A 13,530-nucleotide genomic window follows, 5' to 3' on the forward strand; every position below is an offset into this window, starting at 1 on the left:
AATAGTTAGAATAAATATGGCGATTAAGCAGATTCTATTCGCAACGTTGTTGGCAACTAGCGTGTCAGCGAATGGCGCAGAAAATTTTGTCGTTCAAGACATAAAAATCGAAGGATTACAGCGTGTGGCTCTCGGTGCCGCATTATTGAAGATGCCTGTTCGTATTGGCGACTCTGTTGACTCACAAGACGTATCGGAAATTATTCGAGCGCTTTATGCTTCAGGTAACTTTGAAGATGTAAAAGTATTACGTGATAACGATGCTTTAGTCATCCAAGTCAAAGAGCGCCCGACCATTGCCAGCATCTCATTTTCTGGTAATAAAGCGATTAAAGAAGAGCAGCTTCAGCAGAACTTGGATGCATCTGAGGTTCGTGTGGGTGAAGCTTTAGATCGCACTACGCTAAGCAATATTGAGAAAGGTTTAGAAGATTTTTACTACAGTGTTGGTAAATATAATGCGACGGTAAAAGCGGTTGTAACCCCACTTCCTCGCAATCGTTCTGACCTTAAATTTGTTTTCACCGAAGGTGTTTCCGCTAAAATTCAACAGATAAACTTTATTGGTAATGAAGTTTATAATGATGAAGAGTTACTTTCTCGATTTAATCTGAACGTAGATATTGAGTGGTGGAACTTCCTATCTGATGATAAGTACCAGAAGCAGATTCTTGCAGGTGATTTAGAAGCATTGAAGTCTTACTACCTTGACCGAGGGTATTTGAAGTTTAAGCTTGATTCGACACAGGTTGCCATCTCCCCAGATAAGAAAGGTGTCTATATTACGCTTGGCCTAGAAGAGGGCGAAGCCTATACCGTTAAGGACATCAATTTCCGTGGTGACCTTGTAGGTAAAGAGGCTGAGTTTACCGCTTTAAATCCTTTTGAAGCTGGCGAAGTGTATAACGGCTCTCGAGTGACGGAATTAGAGGAAGGGGTTAAACGTATTTTAGGGGAGGCGGGTTACGCTTATCCTCAAGTTCGTACTATTCCTGAATTTGATGATGAAACTAATGAAGTGTCACTTATTATCAATGTTGATGCGGGTAGTCGAATTTATGTTCGTGATATCCGATTCACTGGAAATAACGCCACTAAAGACGAAGTTTTACGTCGTGAAATGCGTCAAATGGAAGGCAGTTGGTTAAATTCAAAATCGATAGATACGGGTAAAGCACGTCTGAACCGTCTTGGTTACTTCGAAACGGTTGATGTTCAAACGGTTCGTGTTCCAGGAAGCGAAGATCAAGTCGATTTAGTGTACAACGTAAAAGAAGCCAACTCGGGTAGTGTAAACTTTGGCGTAGGCTACGGTACGGAATCTGGCGTAAGTTTCCAAGTCGGTCTACAGCAGGATAACTTTGCTGGTAGTGGTAATCGAGTCGGCATCAGTGCCATGATGAATGACTATCAGAAAAATATCAGCTTAGAGTACCGCGACCCATACTGGAACCTTGATGGTGTTAGTCTAGGTGGTAAAGTTTTCTACAATGAATTTGAAGCTTCTGAAGCGGGTATTGTTGACTATACCAATGAAAGTTACGGTACGAGCTTAACGTGGGGTTTCCCGTTTGATGAGCTCAACCGTGTCGAATTTGGCATTGGTTATACGCATAATAAGATTTCAAACTTAGATGCCTATGTACAAATTGAGCAGTTTTTACAAGCGCAAGCCGATAACATGAACTCTGACGGTAGCTTGGTGACCAATGATTTTGATCTCAATATTTCATGGACACGCAACAATTTAAACCGAGGGTATTTCCCAACGGAAGGTAACCATCAACGAGCATTTTTCAAGGCAACGGTACCGGGCTCTGATGTTCAGTATTTTAAAGTTCAGTATGATGTGAAACAGTACATACCTTTAACCAAAAAGCATGAATTTACGCTCTTGATGCGTGGTCGTTTAGGTTACGGTAATGGTTATGGTCAAACGAATGGTAATGATAATTTATTCCCATTCTATGAGAACTATTACGCGGGCGGCTTTACCACTTTACGTGGTTTTGGTTCGAACTCCGCCGGGCCTAAAGCTGTTTATAATGAAGGTGTAGGTAATAACCCTAATTATAAAGCGACGGATGACTCTGTCGGTGGTAACGCGGTGGCATTGGCAAGTATTGAGCTGATCGTACCAACACCATTTGCATCGGATGAAGTACGAAATCAAATCCGTACTAGCGTATTCTTCGATATGGCAAGTGTATGGGATACTGAATTTGATTACCGTAAAGCGAGTGCTGACATGCCTGGTGGCGCTTACTACTACGACTATTCAGACCCAACAAATTATCGTTCGTCATATGGCGCTGCGTTGCAGTGGATGTCTCCTATGGGGCCATTAGTATTCTCAGTCGCGAAGCCGGCTAAATCTTTTGAAGGTGATGATGAAGAGTTCTTCACTTTCACTATTGGTAGAACATTCTAAATTTTAAGGAATATATTTTGAAAAACATGATGAAAGCAGCGGGTCTTGGCCTTATCGTATTAAGCTCTTCTTTATTTGCTCAAGCTGCGGAAGCTGCTCAGAAAGTTGGTTATGTTAATACTGCTCAAGTATTCCAAGAGCTACCTCAACGTGAAATCGTACTGCAAAAATTGCAAGAAGAGTTCAAAGATAAAGCGGCTGAACTACAAGCGATTCAAGCTGAAGCAGCAACAAAAATTGAAAAACTTAAGCGTGATGGTGAGCTACTAGGTCCAGACGAAGTTGAAAAACTACGTATTGAAATTGGTCAACTTCAGAGCAACTACAAAATCAAAGGACAAGCTTTAGAGAAGGCGAGTCAACGTCGCGAAGCTCAAGAGAAGCAAAAACTATTTAAGCAAATTCAAGCAGCAGTAAAAGCGGTTGCTGAAAAAGAAGGTTACGATCTGATCGTTGATATTCAAGCTATGCAATATGGTAAGCCTGAATTTAATGTGTCAGAACTGGTTATTAAGCAATTAAAATAAGAACGTTATGCCACAACTCACTTTAGCCGAATTGGCCGTAATTACCGGGGGAGAGCTCTACGGTGAAGGTGATCAAATCATCTCATCGGTTGCTCCTATGGATAAAGCAAAACAAGGAGAAATCACTTTTCTTTCGAATGCAAAATACAGCAAGCATTTAGCTGATTGCTGTGCATCTGCCATTATGGTTAAGGCGGCGGAAAGAGAACTTTGTCAGACAAATGTTATTGTTGTGGATGACCCCTATGTTGCTTTTGCTAAAGTCGCTCAAGCTTTAGATTTAACACCTGCAGCGGCTGAAGGTATTGCACTTTCTGCCGTTGTCGCTAGCGATGCCATTATTGGTAAAAACGTCTCTATTGGTGCGAATGCTGTGATTGAATCTGGAGCTGAACTCGGCGATGGTGCTGTTATCGGAGCAGGTTGCTTTATTGGTCAAAAAGCCAAAATCGGTGCTAACACTCAGTTATGGTCGAATGTAAGTATCTATCATGATGTTGAGCTTGGAAGCGATTGTTTAGTTCAAGCAAACACAGTGATTGGCTCTGATGGCTTTGGTTATGCGAATGAGAAAGGCGAGTGGATAAAAATTCCCCAAGTCGGCTCTGTTCGTATTGGTAACCGTGTTGAAATCGGCTCTTGTACGACGATCGATCGCGGTGCATTAGATGATACCATTGTGGACGATAACGTGATTTTGGATAACCAACTCCAAATTGCTCATAATGTTCACATCGGATATGGTTCTGCGATTGCAGGTGGTACTATTATCGCTGGCAGCACTAATATCGGTAAATACTGTATTATTGGTGGTGGTTGTGTGATTAATGGTCACATTGAAATCGTCGATGGAGTAACGATCACTGGTATGGGTATGGTCATGCGCTCAATCAAAGAGAAAGGAATGTACTCTTCTGGTATCCCATTGCAAACCAATAAAGAGTGGCGTAAAACAGCGACTCGCGTACATCGAATTGACGATATGAATAAGCGATTAAAAGCTGTCGAGAAGTTAATCGATGGAAATGTGGAATCGTAATACCATATTTATTGAAGAAGGCTCGCGATGTGCGGGTCTTTTTCGTCTATAATCGCAAATAATTAATTAAGTATTAGAATAGGAATATGACTTTGACTACTGAAAAGAAAACGATGAATATCACTGAAATTCAGGAGCTTTTGCCTCATCGCTACCCATTTTTGTTGATCGATCGTGTTGTTGACTTTGAAGAAGCGAAGCACCTAACGGCAATTAAAAATGTTTCCGTTAACGAACCACAGTTTACTGGTCATTTTCCTCAGCTTCCGGTTTTTCCTGGTGTTTTGATTCTTGAAGCTATGGCTCAAGCGACAGGTTTACTTGCTTTCAAATCGTTTGGTGCGCCATCTGAGAATGAGCTTTATTACTTTGCAAGTGTAGATAAAGCGAAGTTCCGTAAACCGGTTGTCCCAGGTGATCAAATGATCATTGAAGTAGAATTCATTAAAGAACGTCGTGGTATTGCTCAATTTAATGGTGTCGCTCGTGTAGATGGCGACGTTGTTTGTTCCGCTGAACTTAAGTGTGCACGTAGAGAGTTTTAATATGATTCATGAAACCGCTCAAATCCACCCTTCTGCTGTCGTTGAAGAGGGTGCCAAAATCGGCGCTAATGTTACGGTAGGGCCTTTCACCTATATTACAGGCAACGTAGAAATTGGCGATGGGACAGAAGTTATGTCTCACGTAGTGATCAAGGGACCTACAGTTATTGGTAAAGATAACCGTATTTTCCCATTCGCGGTTGTTGGTGAAGAGTGTCAAGATAAAAAGTATCAAGGCGAAGATACACGTCTAGTTGTGGGCGATAGAAATATCATTCGTGAAAGCGTACAGATGCATCGTGGTACTGTTCAAGATAAAGGTGTGACTACCGTTGGTAGTGATAACTTATTTTGTGTCAATGTCCATATCGCGCATGACTGTGTTGTCGGCGATAACATCATCATGGGTAACAATGCAACTCTTGCAGGACATGTAACCGTTGAAGATTATGCGATAGTTTCTGCCTTATCTCCAGTACACCAATTCTGTACCGTTGGTGCTCATAGCTTTATTGGTGGTGCGTCGGTTGTGGTTCAAGATGTGCCGCCATATGTAATGGCTCAAGGTAACCATGCAAAACCATTTGGTATCAATATCGAAGGGTTAAAGCGTCGCGGATTTGAAAAGAAAGAGATCCATGCGATTCGCCGTGCTTATAAGGCGCTTTACCGCAATGGCAATACTTTAGAAGAAGCAAAAGTCGAGATTAACAGCGAACTTGCAGAGTTCCCTGTACTACAAGGATTCCTTGATATCTTTGAGAAATCGACGCGTGGCATTATTCGCTAAGTACTATTCTTTTCTTTCCTCTGTACCATTATTTACCAAGTACTGTGATTGAGTATTCAGTTGCTATTGCTGTCAATAAAGATCGCTGTTTTCAGCGGTCTTTTTGTGTTTTTAGATTGGTATGATTTATGCCACCGTTATTGGGATAAGTGACATGTTAAACGCAAAAAAACCACTACGCATTGGAATCGTCGCTGGAGAACTTTCTGGTGATACTTTAGGTGAAGGTTTTATTCAATCGATTAAACAGCAATATCCGGATGCTGAATTCGTGGGCATTGGTGGCCCTAAGATGATCGCTTCAGGCTGCGAATCTCTGTTTGATATGGAAGAATTGGCAGTCATGGGACTTGTTGAAGTCCTAGGTCGATTACCAAGGTTATTGAAAGTAAAGCATCAGCTAGTTGAGTATTTTACGCAAAATCCACCGGATGTTTTTATCGGTATTGATGCGCCTGATTTTAATCTTCGATTAGAAAAAACGCTCAAAGATGCAGGAATAAAAACCGTGCATTATGTCAGCCCTTCTGTGTGGGCATGGCGACCAAAGCGCATATTTAAAATTGATGCCGCGACGGATTTAGTGTTGGCATTTCTGCCTTTCGAGAAAGCTTTCTATGATAAATATAATGTAGCTTGTGAGTTTATCGGCCACACTCTTGCTGATGCGATCCCATTAGTAAGTGATCAACGCGCGGCTCGTGAACTGCTGAATTTAGATCAAGATCGTCAATGGCTTGCAGTGCTACCAGGGAGTCGTGGAGGAGAGGTAGCATTGATTGCTAAACCTTTCATCGAGACTTGCCAGCGTATTCATGCTAAGCACCCTGAGATGGGGTTTGTTGTTGCTGCTGTGAACAAAAAACGCCGAGAGCAATTTGAATCAATCTGGAAAGAGACGGCACCTGAGCTGGATTTCGTTATCATTGAAGATACCGCAAGAAATGTCATGACCGCTTCAGATGCGGTTTTACTTGCATCAGGTACCGTTGCGCTTGAATGTATGTTGGTGAAGAGACCAATGGTTGTTGGTTATCAAGTCAATAAACTTACTGGCTGGATTGCACAAAAGCTATCGATTACTGAATTTGTATCATTGCCAAATGTGCTTGCGGGTAAAGAGTTGGTTAAAGAGTTCATTCAAGAAGAGTGCCACCCTGATTTCCTTTATCCCGCAATGGAAGAAGTATTGGCTAATGATAACGTTGAATTGATTCAATCGTTTACTGAAATGCATCAATGGATCCGTAAAGATGCAGACACGCAAGCAGCAAAAGCGGTATTAAATCTCATAGGCTTACAAGCAGAATAATATGACAGATAAAAAAGCGATGAAAAAAACAGTAAAAGAGAAACAAGAATTGCCTGAATTTGAATATCCTACGGGGTATGCTCTTGTTGCTGGTATTGATGAGGTAGGCCGCGGTCCATTGGTTGGCGATGTGGTGACAGCGGCTGTGATTCTCGATCCGAATAATCCAATAGAAGGGTTAACGGATTCAAAGAAATTATCAGAAAAAAAACGCCTTGCACTTTACCCTGAGATTAAAGAAAAAGCCCTAGCATGGGCGGTGGGTCGCTGCTCTCCAGAAGAGATCGATCAATTTAATATTTTGCAAGCGACGATGGTTGCTATGCAGCGTGCAATCGAAGGGCTATCGATTCAGCCCGAACTCGCTCTCATTGATGGAAATCGAGTGCCGACGTTATCAATGGACGCCATTGCCGTAGTGAAAGGCGACCTTCGAGTTCAAGAGATCAGCGCGGCCTCTATCATAGCAAAAGTGGTTCGTGATCAAGAGATGGAAGATCTGGATAAACTTCATCCTGAATTTGGTTTTGCGCAGCACAAAGGGTATCCAACCAAAGCCCATTTTGCTGCTATCGAACAACATGGTGTCATCGACCAGCACCGTAAGAGTTTCAAGCCAGTTAAAAGAGCTCTGGGTATCGAATAAAAGCTGCTATACAATGCTTCTCTACGTAAATAAGTCAATTCAGAGCTTATTTACGGCCATATTCTGGTTAATTCAGGTTCCATATCCACTGAATTAACAATTGATTAGATTATTTAGAACTCAAATTATTTATGTCAGACCCTAAGTTTATACATTTACGTGTTCACAGTGATTTCTCGATGATCGACGGCCTGTCGAAAGTGCCACCGCTGGTCAAAAAGGTCGCGGAAATGGGCATGCCAGCGCTTGCATTAACCGATTTTACTAACCTATGTGGTTTGGTGAAATTTTATGGAACAGCACACAACTGTGGTATCAAGCCGATTATCGGTGCTGATTTCATGATGCAGTCGCCGGAGTTTGGTGATGAGCTGACAAAGTTGACTATTCTTGCTTCCGATAATATTGGATATAACAACTTAACACTATTGATTTCAGAAGCTTATCAACGTGGGCATGTTCAGCATATACCCGTGATTGATAAAGAGTGGCTCGTTAATCACAAGCAAGGTCTGATTATCCTATCTGGCGCGAAAAGTGGTGAGATTGGAAAAGCATTGTTGAAAGGGAATGCCGAAATTGTCGGACAGTGTGTCGAATTCTACAAAACGCACTTTCCAGACCGCTTTTATTTGGAGCTGATTCGAACAGGCAGACCAGATGAAGAAGCCTATCTGCATTTCGCTTTAGAGCTCTCAGAGCAAACCGATTTGCCTGTCGTAGCAACCAATGAAGTTGTCTTCCTGACTGAAGACCTGTTTGACGCCCATGAAATTCGCGTGGCGATCCATGATGGCTTTACAATGGTCGATCCTCGTCGCCCTAAGAACTACAGCGCACAGCAATACTTACGTACTGAAGAAGAGATGTGCGAGTTATTTGCGGACATTCCTGAAGCTCTAGCCAACTCGGTGGAAATTGCTAAACGCTGTAATGTAACAGTGCGTCTTGGGGAGTACTTCTTACCTAACTTCCCAACCGAAGGTCTTAAAATTGAAGACTATTTGATTAAGAAGTCAGAAGAAGGGTTAGAAAGACGATTGGCATTCTTGTTCCCGGACGAAAAAGTTCGTGAAGAGAGAAGACCAGAGTACGATGAGCGTTTGAAGATCGAACTTGAAGTTGTCAATGACATGGGGTTCCCAGGTTACTTCTTGATCGTAATGGAATTTATCCAGTGGTCGAAAGATAATGATGTTCCAGTAGGCCCTGGTCGTGGTTCTGGTGCAGGTTCACTTGTCGCTTATGCTCTTGATATTACTGACTTAGACCCCTTGGAGTACGATCTTCTATTTGAACGTTTCCTGAACCCTGAACGTGTCTCCATGCCCGATTTCGATATCGACTTTTGTATGGATAAACGTGACCAAGTAATTGATCACGTAGCGGAAATGTATGGTCGAGATGCGGTATCTCAGATTATCACCTTTGGAACCATGGCAGCAAAAGCGGTTATTCGTGATGTTGGACGTGTTCTCGGTCACCCGTTTGGCTTTGTCGATCGTATCTCAAAAATGATCCCGCCAGATCCGGGAATGACGTTAGAAAAAGCGTTCAAAGCGGAACCTTCGCTGCCTGAATTGTATGATGCCGATGAAGAAGTTCGAGAACTTATTGATAAGTGCCGGATTCTAGAAGGTTGTACCCGAAATGCAGGTAAACACGCGGGTGGGGTTGTAATATCGCCAACGACGATCACCGATTTTGCTCCTATTTATTGTGATGCCGACGGTAACTTCCCGGTTACACAGTTTGATAAAAATGACGTTGAAACCGCCGGTCTGGTTAAGTTCGACTTCTTAGGTTTAAGAACATTAACCATCATCGATTGGGCGTTGGGGTTAGTGAATCCTCGCTTAGAAAAAGAGGGTAAAGCCCCGGTTCGTATCGATTCTATTCCGTTGGATGATCCTGCTTCATTCAGGTTGCTGCAAAACTCAGAAACCACGGCGGTATTCCAATTAGAATCTCGCGGAATGAAAGATCTGATCAAGCGTCTGCAACCTGACTGTTTTGAAGATATTATCGCATTGGTTGCACTATTCCGTCCGGGTCCGTTGCAATCGGGCATGGTAGATAACTTTATCGACCGTAAACATGGTCGTGAAGCGGTATCTTATCCCGATGAAAAGTGGCAACACGACTCACTGAAAGAGACGCTTGAGCCTACTTATGGCATTATCTTGTATCAAGAACAAGTTATGCAAATCGCCCAGATTCTTGCTGGTTATACCTTAGGCGGAGCAGATATGCTGCGTCGTGCGATGGGTAAGAAAAAACCAGAAGAGATGGCGAAACAACGTGGTACTTTTGAAGAAGGTGCGATAGCCAACGGTGTCGACGGCGAGCTGTCGATGAAAATCTTCGACTTGGTTGAAAAGTTCGCAGGTTATGGCTTCAACAAATCTCACTCAGCCGCATACGCGCTGGTTTCGTACCAAACTTTATGGCTGAAAACTCATTACCCTGCTGAATTTATGGCGGCGGTGATGACAGCGGATATGGATAACACAGAAAAAGTCATTGGCTTAGTCGATGAATGTCTGCGTATGAAATTGACGTTACTACCACCGGATATCAACTCCGGTCTTTATCGGTTTAATGTCGATGAAAATGGTGCCATCGTTTATGGTATTGGCGCGATAAAAGGGGTGGGTGAAGGCCCTATTGAAGTGATTATCGCGGCACGAGAAAAGGGCGGTCACTTTAAAGATCTCTTTGATTTCTGTGCGCGAATTGATTTGAAAAAAGTCAATAAACGAGTGATCGAGAAGCTGATTTATTCTGGCGCTCTCGATCGCCTTGGGCCGCACCGAGCTGCTATGATGGCGTCATTAAATGATGCAGTAAAAGCGGCGAGCCAACACCATCAAGCAGAAGCGTTTGGTCAGGCGGATATGTTCGGCGTATTAACGGATGCCCCTGAAGAAGTTGAGCAAAAATATACTCAAGTTCCGAAATGGCCAGAAAAAGTATGGCTGGAAGGTGAGCGCGAAACTTTAGGGCTTTATTTGACCGGGCACCCAATTAATGCGTATATAAAGGAACTTGCTAAGTACACCAGTTGTCGACTAACTGATGCGACCCCGACAAGACGGGATCAATCGGTGACCATTGCGGGCTTGGTGATCGCCGCACGAGTGATGACGACCAAACGAGGTACGCGAATAGGATTGATGACCATTGATGACCGATCGGGTCGAATGGAAGTGATGTTATTCTCAGATGCCTTAGAAAGGTATGCTGAATTGCTAGAAAAAGACAAAATATTAGTCATTTCTGGACAGGTCAGCTTTGATGACTTCAATGGTGGGCTTAAAATGTCCGCGCGCGAAGTTATGGATCTTGGAGAAGCACGAGAAAAATACGCTCGTGGTTTGTCTATTTCTATTGAACAATCACAAGTCGATGAGAAATTTTTTGAGCGCTTTAGTCAAATCTTAGAGCCTCACCGAGCGGGAACTGTTCCCGTCAATGTATACTACCAACGTTCCGACGCAAGAGCGCGGTTGTCTCTTGGTACAGAGTGGAGAGTGACTCCTTCTGATACATTACTAGATGAATTAAAACTGCTACTTGGAAATGGCCAAGTGGAACTCGAATTTAACTAAAATTTAGCTCCAACTTTCGGAGAGCTGAGTAAAAAAGGATTCATAGATGAGCCTAAACTTTCTAGAATTTGAAAAGCCTATCGCTGAACTAGAAGCAAAAATTGAAGCTTTACGTGATGTATCTCGCCATGGTGGCGACGCAGCGGTCGATCTAGACAAAGAAATTGAACAACTAGAGAAAAAAAGCTTAGAGCTTAAAAAGAAAATCTTTAGTGATCTTGGTGCGTGGCAAGTGGCGCAACTTGCACGCCACCCGCAACGTCCGTATACCAAAGATTACCTAGAGCATGCCTTCACCGAGTTTGAAGAACTGGCTGGTGATCGTGCGTTTGCTGATGATAAAGCAATTGTTGGCGGTATGGCTCGTTTAGATGGTCGTCCAGTGATGGTTATTGGTCATCAAAAAGGTCGTGAAACAAAAGAAAAAGTGATTCGCAACTTTGGCATGCCAAAACCTGAAGGCTACCGTAAAGCATTACGCTTAATGGAAATGGCTGAGCGTTTTAACATGCCAATTATCACTTTCATTGATACCGCTGGAGCCTATCCAGGCGTTGGTGCTGAAGAGCGTGGTCAATCAGAAGCTATTGCTAAAAACTTAAAAGTAATGGCAGGTTTAACTGTGCCTGTTATTTGTAACGTTGTTGGCGAAGGTGGTTCTGGTGGTGCATTGGCGATCGGTGTCGGCGATTACGTTAACATGCTGCAATACTCGACGTATTCCGTGATCTCTCCTGAAGGTTGTGCTTCAATTCTATGGCGCGATTCAGATAAAGCGCCACAAGCTGCTGAAGCGATGGGGCTTGTTGCTCCTCGCCTTAAAGAGCTTGAGTTGATTGATGATATTATCGATGAACCACTAGGTGGCGCACATCGTGACCCAATCCAAATGGCTGCGAATATGAAAGCAACATTGGTTAAACAACTGGCTGAATTAGAGCAATTTGATCAAGATACGCTGCTTGAACGTCGCTACCAACGATTAATGAGCTACGGTTACTGTTAATCGCTCGTAAGACATATTGATATTGGAAAGGCTAGATGGTTATCTAGCCTTTTTTTGTGGATGCAGTTTCACCATCTATCTTATATTGATTATCCACTTGTCGCAGGCTAGGATACTTTCGTCTATTTGATACGGATTGTTGTTAGTCATCCAGATTCTGTTCAATAGCACGGATTATCCATACTCTTGGCTCTCTATTTAGGCTCTCTATGCGTTCATCTATGTTCGACACTTTTACTCAATCAATTAATCAATATCGTCAACCGGAATCCAAAATTATTCTAGGGTTAAGCGGCGGAATGGACTCTAGGGTTATGCTGGATTTATTGGCTCAATTTCAACGAGACAATCGAGATGTTGAGTGCTTGGCAGTCCATGTTCATCATGGTTTGAGTGAACATGCTGATGAGTGGGCAAAAAAGTGTGTAACGTGGTGTGGTGATAACAATATTCCAGTTGTGGTCGAAAAAGTGCAGCTTGATCTGAATGATGGCGACAGTATTGAGAAGCAAGCGAGGGATGCTCGTTATGCGGTACTGAGTACGCATATGTCAAAGCATGACCTTCTGCTCACCGGTCAGCATGCCGATGATCAACTTGAAACCTTTCTGCTAGCTTTAAAGCGAGGAAGTGGGCCGAGAGGACTGTCCTGTATGGCTGAGTCGATGCCATTTAGCCAAGGACAATTATTACGCCCTCTGTTACAAGTTCCACGTTCGGTGATTGAATCGTACATTCGAACCAAGGAGCTTGATTGGGTAGAAGATGAAAGCAATCAAGACACTCGTTATGATCGCAATTTCATTCGCCATCAAATTGCTCCGAGTTTACTCCAGCGTTGGCCTGAATTAAGGGCGACGGTTCATCGTAGTGCTCAACTGTGTGCGGAGCAAGAGTCATTATTGGATGAATTACTGGCAGACCGATACTCAAGTCTTGTCGATGAGTTCATGGGTTTAGATATCAAGCAGCTTGGTAAACAGAGTGATCGTGTTCGTTCCCGATTGATTCGCATGTGGTTTGAAAATATGCAGCAGGTGATGCCTAGTCGTCACCACCTTGAACTGATTTGGAAACAAGTCGCCAATGCCCAGCAAGATGCTAACCCTATACTAAACTTACCTCACGGGCAGGTTCGTCGTTATCAGAATAAGCTTTTCTTTGTTGAGCATGTTCAAGATGTGAGTGATTGGCAGCATGCTCTTGAACTTGATAAGTCGTTGTTTTTACCAGATGGGTTAGGTGAAGTGTCCTTAATTGCATCTCGTTCGACTCAGTTGAATGATCGTGAAAGTTTAACTGAGCCACCGAATTTATCGTTTGAGAAAACGGTAGGCATTACAATGCAATTCACCCTACCAAAAGGGCGGGAATCTAGCTGTTATGTGCACTTCGCTCCGGAAGGATTGGTTGCTCACCCTGAGGCAAGAGGGCATAGCCGGAAATTGAAAAAATTGTTTCAAGAATATGGTGTGCCGAGTTGGCAGCGTAGGCGGATCCCTATTTTGATGTTGGATGATCAGGTTGTCGCCGTACTCGGCCTATTTGTGGATAAACACTTTTCTGGTCAAGATTGTGAACTCGCCTGGGACAAGTAGGTTAATTTCATGCCACAATTGTATA

At 43.1% G+C, this 13,530-nt stretch carries 10 protein-coding genes; all 10 read left to right on the top strand.

Annotation, left to right across the window (positions count from 1 at the left end; genetic code table 11):
• The first annotated feature begins 16 nt into the window (after window positions 1-16).
• The gene (bamA, locus tag OCV39_RS03510; protein WP_261888962.1) at window positions 17-2,431 is read left to right on the top strand and encodes an outer membrane protein assembly factor BamA; all 2,415 of its coding nucleotides are present in this window, start codon (window positions 17-19) and stop codon (window positions 2,429-2,431) included.
• 26 nt (window positions 2,432-2,457) lie between these two features.
• Entirely contained in the window at window positions 2,458-2,958 is a 501-nt protein-coding gene (locus OCV39_RS03515) for an OmpH family outer membrane protein (protein WP_029203514.1), read from the top strand.
• Window positions 2,959-2,965: 7 nt separating this feature from the next.
• Complete coding sequence (gene lpxD, locus OCV39_RS03520) at window positions 2,966-3,997, top strand: UDP-3-O-(3-hydroxymyristoyl)glucosamine N-acyltransferase (protein WP_261888963.1); 1,032 nt, start codon at window positions 2,966-2,968, stop codon at window positions 3,995-3,997.
• Between the two features lie 92 nt (window positions 3,998-4,089).
• Window positions 4,090-4,542, top strand: coding sequence for a 3-hydroxyacyl-ACP dehydratase FabZ (fabZ, locus tag OCV39_RS03525; protein WP_029203513.1), 453 nt, complete (start codon window positions 4,090-4,092; stop codon window positions 4,540-4,542).
• A 1-nt stretch (window position 4,543) separates the two neighbouring features.
• Entirely contained in the window at window positions 4,544-5,332 is a 789-nt protein-coding gene (lpxA, locus tag OCV39_RS03530) for an acyl-ACP--UDP-N-acetylglucosamine O-acyltransferase (protein WP_261888966.1), read from the top strand.
• Between the two features lie 154 nt (window positions 5,333-5,486).
• The gene (lpxB, locus tag OCV39_RS03535; protein WP_261888967.1) at window positions 5,487-6,644 is read left to right on the top strand and encodes a lipid-A-disaccharide synthase; all 1,158 of its coding nucleotides are present in this window, start codon (window positions 5,487-5,489) and stop codon (window positions 6,642-6,644) included.
• Window position 6,645: 1 nt separating this feature from the next.
• Entirely contained in the window at window positions 6,646-7,290 is a 645-nt protein-coding gene (rnhB, locus tag OCV39_RS03540; protein WP_261888969.1) for a ribonuclease HII, read from the top strand.
• A 131-nt stretch (window positions 7,291-7,421) separates the two neighbouring features.
• Complete coding sequence (dnaE, locus tag OCV39_RS03545; RefSeq protein WP_261888970.1) at window positions 7,422-10,901, top strand: DNA polymerase III subunit alpha; 3,480 nt, start codon at window positions 7,422-7,424, stop codon at window positions 10,899-10,901.
• 46 nt (window positions 10,902-10,947) lie between these two features.
• Window positions 10,948-11,907, top strand: coding sequence for an acetyl-CoA carboxylase carboxyl transferase subunit alpha (gene accA, locus OCV39_RS03550; protein ID WP_113799033.1), 960 nt, complete (start codon window positions 10,948-10,950; stop codon window positions 11,905-11,907).
• A gap of 209 nt (window positions 11,908-12,116) precedes the next feature.
• Window positions 12,117-13,505 carry a tRNA lysidine(34) synthetase TilS gene (gene tilS, locus OCV39_RS03555; protein WP_261888972.1) on the top strand — a complete coding sequence of 463 codons (1,389 nt, stop codon included), beginning with the start codon at window positions 12,117-12,119 and terminating at the stop codon, window positions 13,503-13,505.
• Window positions 13,506-13,530 lie beyond the last annotated feature (25 nt).

Source organism: Vibrio cortegadensis (assembly GCF_024347395.1).
GTDB classification, from domain to species: Bacteria; Pseudomonadota; Gammaproteobacteria; order Enterobacterales; family Vibrionaceae; genus Vibrio; species Vibrio cortegadensis.